At 60.7% G+C, this 17,629-nt stretch carries 16 protein-coding genes and 1 pseudogene; 12 read left to right on the top strand and 5 right to left on the bottom strand.

Translation table 11 applies throughout. From position 1 onward, the window contains the following. Window positions 1-79 precede the first annotated feature (79 nt). Entirely contained in the window at window positions 80-2,098 is a 2,019-nt protein-coding gene (locus tag QQ992_RS18765; RefSeq protein ID WP_286110675.1) for an alpha-1,4-glucan--maltose-1-phosphate maltosyltransferase, read from the bottom strand. 139 nt (window positions 2,099-2,237) lie between these two features. On the opposite strand from QQ992_RS18765, the gene QQ992_RS18770 reads away from it, so the two are divergent. From QQ992_RS18770 to QQ992_RS27990, 6 genes and pseudogenes are all read left to right on the top strand, one after another. Next, window positions 2,238-2,378 (top strand): hypothetical protein, encoded by a 141-nt coding sequence (locus tag QQ992_RS18770; RefSeq protein ID WP_286114015.1) that lies wholly within the window; start codon window positions 2,238-2,240, stop codon window positions 2,376-2,378. 211 nt (window positions 2,379-2,589) lie between these two features. Continuing rightward, window positions 2,590-2,808 (top strand): annotated as a pseudogene (locus QQ992_RS28150) (RHS repeat-associated core domain-containing protein); the annotation flags it as partial. Between the two features lie 3 nt (window positions 2,809-2,811). After that, window positions 2,812-3,405 (top strand): RHS repeat-associated core domain-containing protein, encoded by a 594-nt coding sequence (locus tag QQ992_RS18775; protein WP_433963128.1) that lies wholly within the window; start codon window positions 2,812-2,814, stop codon window positions 3,403-3,405. 214 nt (window positions 3,406-3,619) lie between these two features. After that, window positions 3,620-3,781: a hypothetical protein gene (locus tag QQ992_RS18780; protein ID WP_286110677.1), complete on the top strand. Its 162-nt coding sequence runs from the start codon at window positions 3,620-3,622 to the stop codon at window positions 3,779-3,781. 54 nt (window positions 3,782-3,835) lie between these two features. Next, the gene (locus QQ992_RS18785; RefSeq protein WP_286110678.1) at window positions 3,836-4,183 is read left to right on the top strand and encodes a hypothetical protein; all 348 of its coding nucleotides are present in this window, start codon (window positions 3,836-3,838) and stop codon (window positions 4,181-4,183) included. Between the two features lie 27 nt (window positions 4,184-4,210). Continuing rightward, on the top strand, window positions 4,211-4,717 hold the full coding sequence (locus tag QQ992_RS27990; protein WP_350156233.1) for an RHS repeat-associated core domain-containing protein: 507 nt from the start codon (window positions 4,211-4,213) through the stop codon (window positions 4,715-4,717). Between the two features lie 613 nt (window positions 4,718-5,330). On the opposite strand, the gene QQ992_RS18790 is transcribed toward QQ992_RS27990, so the two are convergent. Then, on the bottom strand, window positions 5,331-7,013 hold the full coding sequence (locus QQ992_RS18790; protein WP_286110679.1) for an AMP-binding protein: 1,683 nt from the start codon (window positions 7,011-7,013) through the stop codon (window positions 5,331-5,333). Window positions 7,014-7,334: 321 nt separating this feature from the next. Between QQ992_RS18790 and QQ992_RS18795 the strand changes: the two genes are divergently transcribed. The 4 genes from QQ992_RS18795 (at window position 7,335) to QQ992_RS18810 (ending at window position 12,981) form a co-directional block, all read left to right on the top strand. Continuing rightward, entirely contained in the window at window positions 7,335-8,498 is a 1,164-nt protein-coding gene (locus QQ992_RS18795) for an isovaleryl-CoA dehydrogenase (protein WP_105946579.1), read from the top strand. A gap of 107 nt (window positions 8,499-8,605) precedes the next feature. Continuing rightward, entirely contained in the window at window positions 8,606-10,213 is a 1,608-nt protein-coding gene (locus QQ992_RS18800) for a carboxyl transferase domain-containing protein (protein ID WP_286110680.1), read from the top strand. A 3-nt stretch (window positions 10,214-10,216) separates the two neighbouring features. Next, window positions 10,217-11,032 carry a gamma-carboxygeranoyl-CoA hydratase gene (locus tag QQ992_RS18805; protein ID WP_286110681.1) on the top strand — a complete coding sequence of 272 codons (816 nt, stop codon included), beginning with the start codon at window positions 10,217-10,219 and terminating at the stop codon, window positions 11,030-11,032. Continuing rightward, the gene (locus tag QQ992_RS18810; protein WP_286110682.1) at window positions 11,029-12,981 is read left to right on the top strand and encodes an acetyl/propionyl/methylcrotonyl-CoA carboxylase subunit alpha; all 1,953 of its coding nucleotides are present in this window, start codon (window positions 11,029-11,031) and stop codon (window positions 12,979-12,981) included. The genes QQ992_RS18805 and QQ992_RS18810 overlap by 4 nt, the downstream gene beginning before the upstream one ends. A 33-nt stretch (window positions 12,982-13,014) precedes the next feature. On the opposite strand, the gene QQ992_RS18815 is transcribed toward QQ992_RS18810, so the two are convergent. Further along, a complete protein-coding gene (locus QQ992_RS18815) occupies window positions 13,015-13,722 on the bottom strand; it encodes a LexA family transcriptional regulator (protein ID WP_286110683.1) in 708 nt (235 codons plus the stop codon). An 88-nt stretch (window positions 13,723-13,810) separates the two neighbouring features. Here QQ992_RS18815 and QQ992_RS18820 point away from each other — a divergent pair, with 88 nt between their 5' ends. Then, window positions 13,811-14,122 (top strand): DUF6124 family protein, encoded by a 312-nt coding sequence (locus tag QQ992_RS18820; RefSeq protein WP_016711549.1) that lies wholly within the window; start codon window positions 13,811-13,813, stop codon window positions 14,120-14,122. Window positions 14,123-14,560: 438 nt separating this feature from the next. Further along, entirely contained in the window at window positions 14,561-15,076 is a 516-nt protein-coding gene (locus QQ992_RS18825; RefSeq protein WP_286110684.1) for a DUF4880 domain-containing protein, read from the top strand. A gap of 141 nt (window positions 15,077-15,217) precedes the next feature. On the opposite strand, the gene QQ992_RS18830 is transcribed toward QQ992_RS18825, so the two are convergent. Both QQ992_RS18830 and QQ992_RS18835 read right to left on the bottom strand, forming a co-directional pair. Then, the gene (locus QQ992_RS18830; RefSeq protein WP_286110685.1) at window positions 15,218-16,537 is read right to left on the bottom strand and encodes an OprD family porin; all 1,320 of its coding nucleotides are present in this window, start codon (window positions 16,535-16,537) and stop codon (window positions 15,218-15,220) included. Between the two features lie 122 nt (window positions 16,538-16,659). Continuing rightward, the gene (locus QQ992_RS18835) at window positions 16,660-17,616 is read right to left on the bottom strand and encodes a LysR substrate-binding domain-containing protein (RefSeq protein WP_286110686.1); all 957 of its coding nucleotides are present in this window, start codon (window positions 17,614-17,616) and stop codon (window positions 16,660-16,662) included. Window positions 17,617-17,629 lie beyond the last annotated feature (13 nt).

Raw genomic sequence — 17,629 nt, forward strand, 5'->3', positions numbered from 1 at the left:
CAGGCACCGCGGTGTATGGCACCGGCTTCGCCGGTGTTCGCGGGTAAACCCGCTCCTACAGGGGAACAGCGTGCGATCATCAATGGGCTTTTTCGATACGCCAGATACCGAATGGCTGATGCCAGGGCTCAATGCGCATGAACTGGGTCTTGCCATACCACGACCAGCGATGGCCGTTCATCAGGTCTTCGCCATGGGTTTCGGCGTTGTCGTCCAGGCCCAGCTCCCACAGCGGCAGCTCGAAATGCGCCTCCTGGGCGTTGTGCGGGTCGAGGCTGATTGCCACCAGGATGTAGTTATCGCGCTCAGGCGTGCGTTTGGCGAAGTACAGGATGTTGTCGTTCCAGCAGTTGAAAAACGCCACGCCCAGGTGAGTCTGCAAGGCACGGTTCTGCCGGCGGATACGATTGAGCTGGGCAATCTCGGCAATGATGTTGCCGGGCTGGGTGAAATCCCGTGGGCGAATTTCGTACTTCTCCGAGTCCAGGTATTCCTCCTTGCCCGGCAGCGGCGTGCCTTCGCACAGCTCAAAGCCCGAATACATGCCCCACAGCCCCGAGCCCATGGTGGCCAGCGCGGCGCGGATGAGGAAACCGGCGCGGCCGGAGGTGTGCAGGAAGTACGGATTGATATCCGGCGTGTTGACGAAGAAGTTGGGCCGATAGCACTGGCTCCAGGGCGGCTGGTTGAGCTGCTCGTAGAATTCGCGCAGCTCCTGTTTGGTGTTACGCCAGGTGAAGTAGGTATAGCTCTGCGCATAGCCGACCTTGCCCAGCCGCGCCATCATGGCCGGCCGGGTGAAGGCCTCGGCGAGGAAGATCACATCCGGGTGCCGGGCGCGCACGCCGGCAATCAGCCATTGCCAGAACGGCAGCGGTTTGGTGTGCGGGTTGTCGACGCGGAAGGTTTTGACGCCCTCCTCCACCCAGCCGATGATCACATCGCGCAGGGCCAGCCACAGGCTCGGCACTGCGTCGGGGGCGTAGAAGTCGACGTTGACGATGTCCTGGTACTTTTTCGGCGGGTTCTCGGCATAGCGGATGGTGCCGTCCGGGCGCCAGCTGAACCAGCCTGGGTGCTCCTTGAGCCAGGGGTGGTCCTGGGAGCACTGGATGGCGAAGTCGAGGGCGATTTCCAGGCCGTGCTCGCCAGCCGCAGCCACCAAGCGGCGGAAATCGTCGCGGCTGCCCAGTTGCGGGTGGATCGCGTCGTGGCCACCTTCGGCGCTGCCGATGGCGTAAGGGCTGCCCGGGTCGCCCGGCTGGGCCGTGAGTGCGTTGTTGCGGCCTTTGCGGTGTTGCAGGCCAATGGGGTGGATGGGCGGGAAGTACAGCACGTCGAAGCCCATGTCGCGGATCATCGGCAGGCGTTCATGCACATCGTTGAACGTGCCGTGGCGCCTGGGGTCGTCAGTGATCGAGCGTGGGAACAACTCGTACCAGCTGGCGAACTGGGCTGCCGGGCGGTCGACATCAACGGGGAATTCACGGCTGCGGGCCAGGTAGCTGCGGTGTTCGGCCTCACTCATCAGGCGTGCGGTGGTCGGGTCGAGAAACAGCGCTACCTGGTCGTCGGTGCCGAGTGTGGCCAGGCGCTGCTGCGTGGCCTGTAGCTCCTCACGCAGGGCGCCTTTGCACAGGTCGATGCCTTTGCCCAGCATCAACCGGCCCTCTTCCAGCTCCAGCGTTACCTCGACACCGGCGTGGTACTTTTTCTCCAGGTCGTGGCAATAGGTGGCGAAGGGGTCGACCCAGGCTTCGATGCTGAACAGGTGTGGGCCCAGCTCGGTGGGGGTGAACTCGGCCAGCCACAGGTCGTTGCCCGGTGAGTGCATGGGCACGCAATGCCAGCGGCGGCTGTTGGCCTGGCGCCAGCAGAGCATCACCGCCAGGCGGTCGTGGCCATCGCAATAGACGTTGCTGCTGACCGCCACCGGCTGGCCGCTGATGGCCTTGGCGGCGAAGGTACCGGCTTCGAGCACGGGTTGGGTGTCTTCGATCACGATACGCGGCGCCAGCAGCGCCTGGGACAGGCCGATGGCCTGGTCCGGGTGATCGTTCGCCATGGGCACGCTTTCAAAGGGCTCGTTACGTGACATCGACCTTGCTCCCTCAGGCTGGTGGCGGTAAGGGTTCAGAGCCGGGCACAGGCGTGGGGTTCAAAAAAATTGAGCGAACGGCAGCTGCGCGAAGTCGAAGCCTGCAGCACCTCTTCATTCACCCACGCGAGGTCAGGCCATGAACATTCCCATTCCACCGGAAACCCCCGATCCCAACATCGACGACCCCAGCTTGCCGCCTGTGCCGATGGCGGTAGAGGGGCGACCCGCCGAGCCAGGAGCCACCGTTGAAAGCTTGAGGGTAGACCACGGCACCTGATAATTCTGCCAGTTGTGCTGTGGATTCATAATTTTACAAAATGAGCATCAATATTTGAAAGCACGCGTGTAGCAGTACGCAACATAAATAGCCTCGAGTTAACTCAAGGCAAACATGCAAACAGCATCAATTCCTGGTCGATAAAAATGGCCCGACAAGCCACTTCGGCGTTAGCGTCCTGATGTGTCTCAGACTCGACAGAGAAAAGCCTATGCGATCAACGAACACGACTACCGCTACCAGCCATGTCAATTACAATGCTTACGGCTACAGCAAGATACTGACCCAGAGCTCCTGCTTAACAGGTTTCAACGGAGAGTTCTTTAACATTCACACACATTGCTACCAGCTCGGGCAAGGGTATCGCGCTTATAGCCCTGCACTGATGAGGTTTACTAGCACAGATCGCTTCAGTCCATTTGGACGGGGCGGGATGAATACTTATGCGTACTGCAATGGGGACCCGGTTAACCGAATCGACCCAACTGGAGCCGCAGGCGTGAGAAAAACTGTTCAGAAGAAGCGTGCTCCAGATAGGTGGCGAGCACCTACTGAAATTAACATGCAGTCTTCCAGAAACGATTTTCTGGCCTCTGAGCGCCCAACTCAATTAGACGTCATTACTCGACTAATCAATGACTCAAAGTCCGAACCACTGCTGTTCGAAAAAAAAATCTCGCCATTTATGCCTAGAGATCTTGAAAACGCAACACTCCACCTCCCTGACAACGACCCACGGAAAATATGGACAAGCCACATTGCCGCCAAGGCCTTTGTGAAACATCATGATAACGTGATGCTTGGAAATCTGAGCTACCACACTGACGGAAAATTGAATGATGACGCGATGTTCTTCCTTGGCGCATTAGAAGATTCCATATTGAGAGCGAACAGACCTTATCAACAAAAAGATACCAGAGACTACGCCATGCCCGAATTCAAGCTAGCGTCAAACATTAAACGCGCCAATGGAATTCGCAACGCACTAGCGCGCGGGCAAACTCATTTCAAGACCTATGATTATTGAACAAGGGTATGCGCACAACCACGACTTGGTTCAAGATAACTTTAAACAACAGTGCAACGATTGACCCATGAGTCGAGCATCATCCTATAACCTCGGCACCTGTTTCGCTTAACTGCCCCCTCTGCTCGGGCGGGGCGCAAAAAATTGAGCGAACGGCAGCTGCGCGAAGTCGAAGCCTGCAGCACCTCTTCATTCACCCACGCGAGGTCAGGCCATGAACATTCCCATTCCACCGGAAACCCCCGATCCCAACATCGACGACCCCAGCTTGCCGCCGCCCGTGCCGGAAGAAGAACCGGACGAACTGCCGATCAGGCCGACTGTGCCGCCGACGGTGGGCGACCCGCCGAGCCAGGAGCCACCGGTGAAAGCCTAAGGGTAGACCACGGGAACTGATATTTTTGCCAGTTGCGCGCAACTGAGAACCCGCATGATCATCGAACCTTCTTGTTCCGAAGGCGGTGGCATCGTGAACCTGATTGGCCAACGCAAGCATCCGCTAAGCGAGCGCGACGTGTTTGATTGCCTGCAGGATGCGGGGGTAGTCGCTCCATCTTCGGGAACCCGATTGGAGGATATCAGCCCGAACAAATTCGAATATGCATTGAAACTGCTCGCGTCCCGCCACAAGGTCCGCATGCGGCGTAATGCTTCCAGCACTGCCCTGAACGTCTTTATCGATGCCAGCCAGCTGCATTCAGATGTGAACGGTGTCAAAAATACCGAATCGCTCATCAGTGACTTTAGTCCAGACTCATTTGAACGGGACCACCACTAAATTTATACGCCATCGAGATCTCACAAAATGACATCAACACATCGATATTTTTACAATAACGATCATTTGGTCAATGTGCTGCGCCCTGGAAACAACCAGCACTGCTTCCAGTGGAGGCAATTGCCTCTGGCTGAGCACTCATACACATCTGACGCTCGGACCACCCAGCTACTTCAAACTGACTCAAGCGATTCAGTATCAAGCGTGCACTTGCCGCACGCAGTACGTAACATTAACTATACTGTCTACGGCTACGCTAAACAGCATGTCAACTCACCCCAAATCAAGGGTTTCAACGGTTATAGTCTTGACGCCTTCACGAATCTTTACCACCTTGGCCAAGGGCGCCGCTCACTTAGTACGGCACTGTTGAGATTTACCTCACCGGACAGACTTAGCCCATTCAGCAAGGGCGGGATAAACTCATACTGTTACTGCCACGGGGATCCAGTTAACTTCAGAGACCCAAACGGAACCAGCAGAATCAGAAACTTACTGAAATACTTCGGCACAAAAGAACATCGCAAAAAATAAACTTACATCGAGAAGACTATAAACTCATCCGTGCTGGAAAAGAATTAGAAGAAACACTCTTACAAAAGAGCAATACCAGCAGGCGATCCGCAGTAGCACTACTCAGAGAAATCTCCGAAATTGAACCAGGCAACTTCAAATCGGTAGCTATGCACTTATCCTCCGGCGACCTGGAGGATGCCTTTTTTGCCCCTGAACAATACCTAAGAAGTCGAGATTCCTTGACGGAGGAATGGTTATTCAGCCTGTCGCGGAACGCCGCTGCCGACCATGCCGAACGAATCGTGCGTGGACGGCCTGAAAACTACCATGCAGATGCAAGACTAAATAAACTCCATAGAGGCTTTCTTGACAACGTACCAAATACTTTACTCGCAACCGCCAGGCCCTACGATTATTGGACCTCAATGGATAAATATGAGCCATGGTTTTTGGAGCGGCGTTTACAGAATTTAAATGAATTCATTAGTGAATTTCGCTCACAGTAACAATTATGGTCAACCAGAGCACAAGGGTCGTCTCTTGTGGATGCAGCTGCGAGACAGAACGACCCTGCTGAACCTACCGGCTCATTAGCAGGGCCAGACCTCGCAGAGCCAGCGTACGCAGCACATCAACCCACAGAGTTTACCGCCAACTCCACCACACTGATCTCCCGCATGCGGAACTTCTGCACCTTGCCCGTCACCGTCATCGGGTATTCGTCAACGAAACGGATATGTCGTGGCACCTTGAAGTGTGCGATGCGTGCCTTGCACCAGCCCTGCAGCTCTTCCACGGTGGCGCTGTGCCCGGGGTGCAGCTTGATCCAGGCCACAATCTCTTCGCCGTATCGGCTGCACGGAATGCCGATCACCTGCGCATCGGCCACCGCCGGGTGGGTGTAGAAGAACTCTTCCAGCTCACGCGGGTAAATGTTCTCACCGCCACGAATGATCATGTCCTTGTTGCGCCCGACGATGCGCACGTACCCGTGTTCGTCCATCACCGCCAGGTCGCCCGAGTGCATCCACCCCGCCGGGTCGATGGCGTCCGCCGTGGCCTGGGGGTTGTTCCAGTAACCCAGCATCACACTGTAACCACGGGTGCACAGCTCGCCGATCTCACCGCGCGGGACGATGCAGCCGTCGGCGTCAACCAGTTTGTTCTCCAGCTGCGGCTGGGTGCGGCCGACGGTGGTCACGCGTAGCTCCAACTCATCGTCGGGGCCGGTTTGCAGCGATACCGGGCTGGTTTCGGTCATGCCGTAGGCAATTTGCACTTCGGCCATGTGCATCTGGTCGATGACCCGGCGCATGACTTCGATCGGGCAAGTGGCACCGGCCATGATGCCGCTGCGCAGGGTCGACAGGTCCATGCCTTGGCGAACCGGGTGGTCGAGCATGGCGATGAACATGGTCGGCACGCCGTACAGGATGCTGGCACGCTCCTCGGCCACGGCGCGCAGGGTGAGCTCGGCGTCGAAGGCGTCGTTGGGGTAGATCATGGTGCTGCCGTGGGTGATGCAACCGAGGTTGGCCATGACCATGCCGAAGCAGTGATACAGCGGCACCGGGATCACCATGCGGTCGCGCGCGGTCAGGCCCAGGCTTTCGCCGACCATGAAGCCGTTGTTGAGGATGTTGTAGTGGCTGAGCGTGGCGCCCTTGGGCGCGCCAGTGGTGCCGGAGGTGTACTGGATGTTCACCGGCTGGTCGAACTGCAGGCTTTGCTGACGAGCGGTGTAGGCCTCTGTCGAGGTCTGCCCTGCCCATTCAGCCAGCGCTTGCCAAGGCAGGAAGCCGGCAGGCGGGTTGGCCGCCAGGCTGATGACCCCGCGCAACTCGGGCAGGCGTTCGCAGGCCAGTTCGCCTGGCGTGGCACTGGCCAGCTCCGGCGCCAGTTCCTGGACCATGGCGTGATAATCGGAGGTCTTGAAGGCATCGGCGCACACCAGCCAGCGGCAGCCGGACTGGCGCAACACGTATTCCAGTTCGCCCACGCGGTAGGCGGGATTGATGTTGACGAGAATGGCGCCGACCTTGGCGCTGGCCAGTTGCAGGATGCACCACTGCGCGCAGTTGGGTGACCAGATGCCGACCCGGTCCCCGGTGTTGACGCCCAGGGCCATCAGGGCGCGGGCATGGGTATCGACCTGCTCGGCCAGCTGTCGCCAGCTGTAGCGCAAGCCCTGATGACGCGACACCAGCGCCTCGCTGTCAATACAGCGGGCCACCGTGGCATCGAAGGCCTGGCCGATGGTCTGGGTCAGCAAGGCTTGGTCCTGGCGACCGCGGGTATAGCTCGGTTGACTCATGGGTGTCCCTTCTTGTGGTTGTTCTGGGCACGGCTGAAGCAGCGGGAATACTCTGGCGCAGATTTACGTTTACGTAAAGGTGATGAGTGGATTGACAGTGATCGCATGCAGGTTTACGTTAACGTAAAGGTGATGAACGACACCCACTTGCAGGCAACACGCCGAATTCTGTGGGAGCGGGCTTGCCCGCGAATGCGATCGATCAGGCAATGACGGTGACCCTGCCGACGCATTCGCGGGCAAGCCCGCTCCCACAGGGGGCGGGGTTGGATCCGCAAGCTACGGTGTAACCCAATTTCAAGAACAAGAAGGTGCCCCAGCATGCATTACCCCTCCCTGAACTTCGCCTTGGGCGAAACCATCGACATGCTCCGCGACCAGGTCCGCGCCTTCGTCGCGACCGAACTGGCCCCGCGCGCCGCGCAAATCGACCACGACAACCTGTTCCCCGCCGACATGTGGCGCAAGTTCGGCGACATGGGCCTGCTGGGCATCACCGTACCGGAAGAATACGGCGGCGCCGGCCTGGGCTACCTGGCCCACGTGGTGTCGATGGAAGAAATCAGCCGTGGCTCGGCCTCGGTGGCACTGTCGTACGGCGCCCACTCCAACCTGTGCGTCAACCAGATCAACCGCAACGGCACCCATGAGCAAAAGCTCAAGTACCTGCCCAAGCTCATCAGCGGCGAGCACATCGGCGCGCTGGCCATGAGCGAGCCCAACGCCGGCTCCGACGTGGTGTCGATGAAGCTGCGTGCCGAGAAGCGCGGCGACCACTACGTGCTCAACGGCAGCAAGACCTGGATCACCAACGGCCCCGACGCCAACACCTACGTGATCTATGCCAAGACCGACCTGGACAAAGGCCCGCACGGCATCACTGCCTTCATCGTCGAGCGTGACTGGAAAGGTTTCAGCCGCAGCAACAAGTTCGACAAACTGGGCATGCGCGGTTCCAACACCTGCGAGCTGTTCTTCGACGGTGTGGAAGTGCCGCAAGAGAACATTCTCGGCCAGCTCAACGGCGGCGTGCGCGTGCTGATGAGCGGCCTGGACTACGAGCGCGTGGTGCTGTCCGGCGGCCCGACCGGCATCATGCAAAGCTGCATGGACCTGGTGGTCCCCTACATTCATGACCGCAAGCAGTTCGGCCAGAGCATCGGCGAGTTCCAGCTGATCCAGGGCAAGATCGCCGACATGTACACCCAGCTCAATGCCAGCCGCGCCTACCTGTACGCCGTGGCCCAGGCCTGCGACCGTGGCGAGACCACCCGCAAGGACGCCGCCGGGGTCATCCTGTACACCGCCGAACGCGCCACGCAAATGGCCCTGGAGGCGATCCAGATTCTCGGTGGCAACGGCTACATCAACGAATTCCCGGCCGGCCGCCTGCTGCGCGACGCCAAGCTGTACGAAATCGGTGCCGGCACCAGCGAAATCCGCCGGATGCTGATCGGCCGCGAACTGTTCAATGAGACGCGCTGACGCGCTCAAGCGGTTAGCTAAAAGCGGCAAGTGAACATGCGCTTATAGCAACAACATCGAACAATCTTGCAGCTTGAAGCTAGCAGCTTGATTCTGCGCCAGGAGTCATGATGATTCTGAAATCACAGTTGAATACGAAGGCACCAGAGTACGCGCAGAGCTATGCCGCCATGGCGGCAGAAGTCCAGGCCCTGCGCGGCCTGCTCGCCCAGGTGGCCCAAGGCGGCGGGCCCAAAGCCCAGGAGCGGCATACCTCACGCGGCAAGTTGCTGCCACGCGAGCGTATCGACCGCCTGCTGGACCCAGGCTCGCCATTCCTCGAAATCGGCCAACTGGCAGCCCATGAGGTGTACGGCGAAGACGTGCCGGCTGCGGGCGTGATTGCCGGTATCGGCCGCGTCGAAGGCGTGGAATGCATGATCGTGGCCAACGACGCCACGGTCAAAGGCGGTTCGTACTACCCGCTGACGGTGAAAAAGCACCTGCGCGCGCAGACCATCGCCCTGCAAAACCGTCTGCCATGCATTTACCTGGTGGACTCGGGCGGCGCCAACCTGCCACGCCAGGACGAAGTATTCCCGGACCGCGAGCACTTCGGCCGGATCTTCTTCAACCAGGCCAACATGAGCGCGCAGGGCATCCCGCAGATCGCCGTGGTGATGGGTTCGTGTACCGCTGGCGGTGCGTATGTGCCTGCCATGGCCGACGAAGCGATCATGGTGCGCCAGCAGGCGACCATCTTCCTGGCTGGCCCGCCGCTGGTGAAAGCCGCGACGGGTGAGGTGGTAAGCGCCGAAGACCTCGGCGGTGCCGATGTGCACTGCCGCACCAGCGGCGTGGCCGACCATTACGCCGACAACGACGAACACGCACTGGCCATTGCCCGGCGCAGCGTGGCCAACCTCAACTGGCACAAACTGGGCAAGCTGCAGCGCCTGGCCCCGGTGGCGCCGCTGTATGCGGCCGACGAGCTGTATGGCGTGGTGCCGGCCGATGCCAAGCAACCCTTCGATGTACGTGAGGTGATCGCTCGGCTGGTCGATGGCTCGGTATTCGACGAGTTCAAGGCGCTGTTCGGCACCACCCTGGTGTGCGGCTTCGCCCACCTGCATGGCTACCCGGTGGCGATTTTGGCCAACAACGGCATCCTGTTCGCCGAAGCCGCGCAAAAAGGCGCGCACTTCATCGAACTGGCCTGCCAGCGCGGCATCCCGCTGCTGTTCCTGCAGAACATCACCGGCTTCATGGTCGGCAAGAAGTACGAAGAAGGCGGCATCGCCAAGCACGGTGCCAAGTTGGTGACCGCCGTGGCCTGCGCCCAGGTGCCCAAGTTCACGGTCATCATCGGCGGCAGCTTCGGCGCCGGCAACTATGGCATGTGTGGCCGCGCCTACGACCCGCGCTTCCTGTGGATGTGGCCCAACGCACGCATTGGCGTGATGGGCGCCGAACAGGCCGCAGGCGTGCTGGCCCAGGTCAAGCGCGAGCAAAGTGAGCGTAGCGGCCAGCCGTTCAGTGCCGAGGACGAGGCCAGGCTCAAGCAGCCGATCCTCGACCAGTACGAGCACCAAGGCCATCCTTATTACTCCAGCGCCCGCCTGTGGGACGACGGCGTCATCGACCCGGCACAAACCCGCGACGTGCTTGGCCTGGCGTTGTCTGCCGCGCTGAACGCGCCGATCGAACAGAGCCGCTTCGGCATTTTCCGGATGTGACCCATGAGCGATTTCAGCACCCTCGAAGTGATCCGCGACCCACGCGGTTTCGCCACCCTGTGGCTGAGCCGCGAGGACAAGAACAACGCCTTCAATGCGCAGATGATCCGCGAGCTGATCGTGGCCATCGACCAGTTGGCCGAAGACGCCAGCCTGCGCTTCGTGCTGCTGCGCGGCCGTGGCCGGCACTTCAGCGCCGGCGCCGACCTGGCCTGGATGCAGCAATCGGCGCAGCTGGATTTCAACACCAACCTGGATGATGCCCACGAACTGGGCGAACTGATGTACGCCCTGCACCGGCTCAAGGCCCCTACCCTGGCCGTGGTGCAAGGTGCAGCCTTTGGCGGCGCGCTGGGCCTGATCAGCTGCTGCGACATGGCCATTGGCGCCGAAGACGCCCAGCTGTGCCTGTCGGAAGTACGCGTCGGCCTGGCCCCGGCAGTGATCAGCCCGTTCGTGGTCAAGGCGATCGGTGAACGCGCCGCGCGCCGCTACGCCCTCACTGCCGAGCGTTTCAGTGGCGTGCGGGCCCGCGAGCTGGGTTTGTTGGCCGAGGTGTATCCGGCCAGTGAACTGGACGCTCAGGTCGAAGCCTGGGTAACCAACCTGCTGCAGAACAGCCCGCAGGCGTTGCGCGCCACCAAGGACCTGCTGCGCGAAGTGGACGACGGCGAACTCAGCCCGGCCCTGCGTCGCTACTGCGAGAACACCATCGCCCGCATCCGCGTCAGCGCCGAAGGGCAGGAAGGCCTGCGCGCCTTCCTGGAAAAACGCCGCCCCGCCTGGCAAACCGATGACAAGAAGGAACCGCGCCCATGAGCCGCCCCGTTTTGACCACCCTGCTGGTCGCCAACCGTGGCGAAATCGCCTGCCGGGTCATGCGTACCGCCAAGGCCATGGGCCTGACCACCGTGGCCGTGCACAGCAGCACCGACCGTGAGGCCCGGCACAGCCGCGAAGCGGATATCCGCGTCGACCTGGGCGGCACCAAGGCCGCTGAAAGCTACCTGCTGGTCGACAAGCTGCTGGCCGCAGCCAAGGCCAGTGGCGCCCAGGCCATCCACCCGGGCTATGGCTTCCTGTCCGAGAACGCAGGCTTCGCACGCGCCATCGAACAGGCCGGGCTGATCTTCCTCGGCCCACCGGCCAGCGCCATCGATGCCATGGGCAGCAAGTCGGCAGCCAAGGCGCTGATGGAGGCTGCCGGGGTGCCGCTGGTGCCGGGCTACCATGGTGAAGCGCAGGACCTGGACACCTTCCGCGCCGCTGCCGAACGCATCGGCTACCCGGTGCTGCTCAAAGCCAGCGCCGGCGGCGGCGGCAAGGGCATGAAAGTGGTCGAGGAAGAAAGCCAGCTGGCCGACGCCCTGGCCTCGGCCCAGCGTGAGGCCCAGTCGTCGTTCGGCGATGCGCGCATGCTGGTTGAAAAGTACGTGCTCAAGCCGCGCCACGTAGAGATCCAGGTGTTCGCCGACCAGCACGGCAACTGCCTGTACCTCAACGAACGCGACTGCTCCATTCAGCGCCGCCACCAGAAAGTAGTCGAAGAAGCCCCTGCTCCCGGCCTGTCACCTGAACTGCGCCGGGCCATGGGTGAGGCGGCAGTACGCGCAGCCCAGGCCATCGGCTATGTAGGGGCCGGTACCGTAGAGTTTCTGCTCGACGCGCGCGGTGAGTTCTTCTTCATGGAGATGAACACCCGCCTGCAGGTGGAACACCCGGTCACCGAGGCCATCACCGGCCTGGACCTGGTGGCCTGGCAGATTCGCGTGGCCTGCGGTGAGGCGTTGCCGATTACCCAGGAACAGGTGCCGCTGATCGGCCATGCCATCGAAGTGCGCTTGTATGCCGAAGACCCGGCCAACGAATTCCTGCCGGCGACCGGCAAGCTGACGCTGTACCGTGAGTCGGCGCCGGGTGAAGGCCGGCGGGTGGACAGTGGGGTCAGTGAAGGTGACGTGGTGTCGCCGTTCTACGACCCGATGCTGGGCAAACTGATTGCCTGGGGTGAAGACCGCGAACAGGCACGCCTGCGCTTGCTGGCCATGCTCGACGAGTTCGCCATTGGCGGGCTGAAAACCAACATCGCCTTCCTGCGCCGCATTCTGGCCCACCCGGCATTTGCTGAAGCTGAGTTGGATACCGGCTTCATTCCGCGTCACCAGGCGGTGTTGTTGCCAGCGCCGCAAGCGCTGCCGGCCAGCTTCTGGGAGGCAGCAGCCGAAGCCTGGCTGCAAGGCCAGGCCGGGCATCAGCGTGATGACGACCGCCGTTCGCCGTGGGGTGAACGCAACGGCTTGCGCTTGGGCCTGCCGGCACGCACCAGCCTGCACTTGGTAAGCAGTGGGCAGGACCAGGCGGTTGCCCTGGAGCGCAGCGCTACTTCCACCTACCAACTGGTGGGCGAACAGCTGGTGCATGACCAGGCCGGTGTGCGCCGCCAGCACCTGGCGATCCGCCGGGGTGGCACGCTTTACCTGCACTGGGATGGCGAGATGCACGCCATCGAGGCCTTCGACCCGATTGCCGAAGCCGAAGCCAGCCACAGCCATCAGGGCGGCTTGGGCGCGCCCATGAACGGCAGCATCGTGCGGGTACTGGTCGAGCCGGGGCAAGTGGTGGAAGCAGGTGCCGCGCTGGTGGTGCTGGAAGCCATGAAGATGGAGCACAGCATTCGTGCGCCGCATGGCGGGACGGTGAAGGCGCTGTTCTGCCAGGAAGGGGATATGGTCAGCGAAGGGACGGTGCTGGTCGAGCTGACAGAGTGAGGTCAGCGGGGGCTGCTTTGCAGCCCCTTCATTCTAGAAGGCACCGTGCACTCGCACGACCACTCCGAGAAACTCGCAACCTTCTTCACAGAGCAGCGTCGGGTAGTTGTTATTGAGGGCCTTCAGGTACCGCTGCCCGCCGTCCTCAGCCAACTCGCGAAAAATCGCTGGCTTGCCCGGCTGACGAGCGATAACCAAACGCCCAGCCTCAGCCTCCACTCCAGGGTCAACCAGCATCCGCATGCCCTGTGGCACACTGCGACCACTGACAGCGCTCATCGCGTCATTCTCAACTGTCAGCCAGAATGCTTTGCCTTGGGCCAGGTAATCCGTCTGTTCGAACACGCTGGGTTCCTCAGCATCTATAGCACCCAACTCACTCCAGTCCTTGACCGGGTAGCGGAAACACACGATGTACTGCATGAGGTCCAGGTCGTCCTCAGCATCATCCACCCCGTAGGCGCCACGCTCCTCGCCAACCTGGCCCTGAATGCGCAGCTGCAGGCTGACGTTGTAATGGGGCATGCCAATCTCGACAAACGTGCGGTTCATCGACTCGATCTTCGGCTGACGCCGCTTGTTCACCCAATGCCCCACACTGCCTTGAGACACACCAACGCGCTCGGCAAGCTGCTCCTGGGTGAGCCCTAGCTCCTCCATCCGGTCGCGGACGAGGGCAATCCATTTATCCATATTCATCGCTGGCACGATACGGACTGCCTTCAAGCGCTCAATAAACATTCAGTATTATTTATCTAAACGCATAAAAATACTCTAGGTATTAGTATCGGGTTCACCCCTTTCCTTACTGGCTCTAGCAGGTATCAGGATGAAACCATCGAAAAACGACGAAACAGATCTCGACAGCGAAGCAGCCCGTCGCGCGCTCGACTACTACCTCAACCCCAACCCGCCACGCCCCACGCTGGACAACAAGATCTGGACCTTGCACGAGGGCGTAACCGGCGACCAGGCACAGGAGCACGCCATCGCCCTGCTGCGGTGCGCTGCCGCCACCGCCCAGGAAACAGCCACCCACCAGCACGGCAGCCAGCGCGAGCTGACCTTCGCCCTGATGCACATGATGGACATGGCCCGCGCACTGCTGGAGCACAAACGCGCCGCAGAACCGGGGTTATAGGCAAGAAAGAAGGGAGAAAACGTGATAGCCGCGTAACGGCAAAGGCCCCGATTGCCGGGACAAGGAAGCGCATCGGTAAAACTTTTTTACCGAAAGGACGAAAATTCATTTGACTGGCAAATGATAACGATTATTATTGCACTCAGCTGATCGCGAGATCCGCTGGATAACCTGGAGCTTAGGTCGCTCTCAGATTATCTCCTCATCAGGCTAATCACGGTTTTTGACCCGGCTTTTTGCCGGGTCTTTTTTTTGGCTCTTCAGGCTAATGAAGATCGTGATGGCGCGCATGATAGCAAAGGTGTTTCAGGGCGTGAACGCTCATTACAAAACTTTGCGGAATCAGCAGTTGAGAATCAATCTCGTTTCGTCTACGCTGATCACGCATCAAGGAAGATGCCCCCATCCCCTCCCCCTTTGTAAAGCAAGGAGCTGTCCATGACCCGTCTGCTACTGCCCCTTGAGCACCCAGGCCCGGTTGCCGAACATGATGCCGACCACGCCCTGCTGTATGCCCTGAAGCGGCTGCCCCGGCGCGTACAGCAAGTGTTCCTGCTCAACCGCCTCGATCAACTGGACTTCGCCAGCATCGCCGCCCGCCTCGACCTGCCATTGGCCAGTATCGAGCGGCACATGGACCAGGCGTTGCAGGCCGGCCGCTCGCGCCGGGACGTACTGGCAAGTGTTGCCGGGCAATGGTATGTGCGCTTGCAAAGCCCTCAGGTAACGGCGTGCGAACGGATCGACTTCCGCCGCTGGCTGGATGCAGACCCGGCAAACTTGCAGGCGTTTCACGAAACGGAATTGCGCTGGCGCAGCCTGCTGGCACCGGCTCGGCAGCTTGGCCACGACGGCTGGTACCGGCAGGGCCGGGCGGCGTTGTCGCTGGGCGGTTGTTCGGTTGCGGTCGGGCTTGGTGTGGCGGCGTTGGTGCTGTTTGGGCTGTGGGGCTGATCACCTCCTTCGGCTCTACCAGAATAGGGATGCCGCAAACACCGCATGAAACAAGCCAGCGATACCATGGGGCGATCAAACAGTTTCGGTGAGCCGGGCTTCCCCTGCGGGACTGCTGCTCGGAACCTTGCTCCAGATCGCCTAGAACAGCTCCAAAGGGTACTGCGTAATAATTCGCACTTGGTCGACATCGCCATCTGCCTGAGCGGTATTTGCACGGTGGATCGTCTGCTGCACCACAAAAGAGAGATTCTTCGCCGGTCCGCTCTGGACCACATACTGCAGTTGAAAATCTCTTTCCCAGTGCTTTCCTCCGCTGCCGAGCCTTGAGTAGTAGGCATACGCCCCCGTCGGATCAACGTTCGAATTATCGATATGCGAGCCTCGAAGGTAGCGCGTCATGAAGCTCAGCCCCGGAATACCCAGCGCGGCAAAATCGAAGTCGTAGCGCACCTGCCAAGAGCGCTCTTGGGGTGAGTTGAAATCGGAATACAGCACTGAGTTGGCAAGGTAGATGGAATCACCATCACCGAGGTAGTCGAACGGCTGGTCGCCATCGATTCTCTGGTAGGCCAGCATCACCGAGTGAGCAGCAATCCGCAGACGCGCGTAACCGCTCCAGCTGTCGGTGTGGATTTCGCCGGCACGAGCGCTGCCTTGATCGCGCGTGCGGTAGAGGTTGGCGCCCAGCTCCAGGGAACGGCCCTCATCCAGTACGAAACCCTTGCTCAGGCTCAGGTAGGTCTGGTTCCACACATCCTCGAAGCGCGACTGGTACACGCTCAGTGACACACCGCCGGCAACGCTGTAATCACCGCCCAGGTAACTGGCAGAGCCGTAGCGGGTGCCGCCGTATTCAGTGCTCATCTCGCCATCGTGGTTACTGCTGGCCTTGTTGCGCGCGGCATGGAGGTGTCCGCCTTGCAGGGTCAGGCCGTCGAGGGAGGTGTTGCGCAACGATACGCCACGGAAACTCTGCGGCAGCAGGCGTCCGTCGCCATAACGAAAGACCGGTGTGACCGGAAACAGGTCGCCTACCTTCAGCTCGGTGTCGAAGGCCCGCAGCTTCAGGGCACCGCCAGCGGCGGAAAAGTCGTCCTCGGCACGATTGCGGCTGCCCAGCGGCAGCAGGTTGGTGCCCGAGGTGCCGCCGCCGCTGTCCAGCTTCAGCCCCAGCAACCCGTGGACATCGACGCCGACACCCGACGTGCCCGCTGTATAGCCGGAGCTGAAAAATGCCTGGAAGCCCTGCGCCCACTCTTCGCGATAGCTCTGCTGGCGCGGGTTGAACACACCATCGTCGCGGCTGCGGAAATCACGGTTGAAGTAGAAGTTGCGGTTGACCAGTCGCAGCGTACTGTCTTCGACGAAGCCCCGCTCGGTAGCTGCCATCAGGGGCAGGCTGAACAGCATCAGGGTACTGGCGCAGAGGGCGCGGGGATAACGGATTGGATGGGACATGACGGCGGAGCCTCTTATCGTTCTTGTATGAGGAGCCGCCAGTGTTGCCGGCCCGCGCGGGGCCGGACAAACGATGATTTTCAGTGCTGTGCATGCTGGATTTGCATGCTGCGACAGGGACGTCAGGCTTGAGGGGCAAGCCCCAGAAAATCGCGAGTAGCGTCATTGGTGCGCCGTGCGTATTCGAGAATCCAGTCCTTGAACACCATGTGCGCACTGGACTGTTCCAGCGCCTTGCCATACACCAGGTATTCCACATGCCCGGTGTTCACTACCTCGCCGACCGGCCGCAAGAGCGTGCCACTGGCGAAGTCCGCCAGCGGCGCCACATAGGCCCACATCAACACCACACCCTGGCCGGCCAGTGCAGCGCGGCAGGCGAGGTCGTAGTTGGAGACCGAAAGGGTGTAATTGATGCCGCGGGTTTCGCAGCCTGCGCGACTGAACCAGTCTGGCCAACCCTTGACCGTGCGCAGGTGCTTGACCTCGAAGTCGATCAGCTTCTCCCGCGACAGGTCGGCAAGGCTGTCGATTTCCCGCCCCTTCAGGTAGGCCGGTGTACAGGCTGGAAAAATCACTTCCTCGAACAGGGCGACGGAAACCTGACCGCCCCTGTGCCCCTGGTCGTAGAGGATGGTGAAGTCGGTTTCATCGCTCTGGACGCCGGCGTAATCCTCGCCATCACCCGCGATCACCCGCACGCGGATGTCCGGATGCCGCTCCTTGAACTCGGCGATACCCGGCAACAGCCAGAAACTGGCGATGGCCATGCTGGCGCTGATGGTGACAGTAGGACTGCGGTCGTTTTCGATGGTTTCCACGGTACGGCGCAGCTCTGCCAGGCTGCGCTCGATGCCGTTCAGCAGCGTCCGCCCGGCCTTGGTCAGGTCGAGGGTCTTGTGGCTGCGGGTGAACAAACGCACGCCCATGCTCTCTTCCAGGTGCTTGATCTGCCGGCTCACAGCACTCTGCGACAGGTTTATCTCCTCTGCCGCCCGGGTGAAGCTCAGGTGTCGGGCGGCAGCTTCAAAGGCTTCGAGGTTCTGCAATGGGGGGAGTCGTTTTCGGGAAGTGCTCATGGCCGCTCGCTAA

The organism is Pseudomonas kurunegalensis (genome assembly GCF_030291635.1).
Lineage (GTDB): Bacteria > Pseudomonadota > Gammaproteobacteria > Pseudomonadales > Pseudomonadaceae > Aquipseudomonas > Aquipseudomonas monteilii.

Excerpts from the sequence above, each read along its gene's own strand:
- QQ992_RS18765 (WP_286110675.1), bottom strand. The coding sequence starts at position 2,098 with ATGTCACGTAACGAGCCCTTTGAAAGCGTGCCCATGGCGAACGATCAC.
- QQ992_RS18770 (WP_286114015.1), top strand. The coding sequence starts at position 2,238 with ATGAACATTCCCATTCCACCGGAAACCCCCGATCCCAACATCGACGAC.
- QQ992_RS18775 (WP_433963128.1), top strand. The coding sequence starts at position 2,812 with ATGAATACTTATGCGTACTGCAATGGGGACCCGGTTAACCGAATCGAC.
- QQ992_RS18780 (WP_286110677.1), top strand. The coding sequence starts at position 3,620 with ATGAACATTCCCATTCCACCGGAAACCCCCGATCCCAACATCGACGAC.
- QQ992_RS18785 (WP_286110678.1), top strand. The coding sequence starts at position 3,836 with ATGATCATCGAACCTTCTTGTTCCGAAGGCGGTGGCATCGTGAACCTG.
- QQ992_RS27990 (WP_350156233.1), top strand. The coding sequence starts at position 4,211 with ATGACATCAACACATCGATATTTTTACAATAACGATCATTTGGTCAAT.
- QQ992_RS18790 (WP_286110679.1), bottom strand. The coding sequence starts at position 7,013 with ATGAGTCAACCGAGCTATACCCGCGGTCGCCAGGACCAAGCCTTGCTG.
- QQ992_RS18795 (WP_105946579.1), top strand. The coding sequence starts at position 7,335 with ATGCATTACCCCTCCCTGAACTTCGCCTTGGGCGAAACCATCGACATG.
- QQ992_RS18800 (WP_286110680.1), top strand. The coding sequence starts at position 8,606 with ATGATGATTCTGAAATCACAGTTGAATACGAAGGCACCAGAGTACGCG.
- QQ992_RS18805 (WP_286110681.1), top strand. The coding sequence starts at position 10,217 with ATGAGCGATTTCAGCACCCTCGAAGTGATCCGCGACCCACGCGGTTTC.
- QQ992_RS18810 (WP_286110682.1), top strand. The coding sequence starts at position 11,029 with ATGAGCCGCCCCGTTTTGACCACCCTGCTGGTCGCCAACCGTGGCGAA.
- QQ992_RS18815 (WP_286110683.1), bottom strand. The coding sequence starts at position 13,722 with ATGTTTATTGAGCGCTTGAAGGCAGTCCGTATCGTGCCAGCGATGAAT.
- QQ992_RS18820 (WP_016711549.1), top strand. The coding sequence starts at position 13,811 with ATGAAACCATCGAAAAACGACGAAACAGATCTCGACAGCGAAGCAGCC.
- QQ992_RS18825 (WP_286110684.1), top strand. The coding sequence starts at position 14,561 with ATGACCCGTCTGCTACTGCCCCTTGAGCACCCAGGCCCGGTTGCCGAA.
- QQ992_RS18830 (WP_286110685.1), bottom strand. The coding sequence starts at position 16,537 with ATGTCCCATCCAATCCGTTATCCCCGCGCCCTCTGCGCCAGTACCCTG.
- QQ992_RS18835 (WP_286110686.1), bottom strand. The coding sequence starts at position 17,616 with ATGAGCACTTCCCGAAAACGACTCCCCCCATTGCAGAACCTCGAAGCC.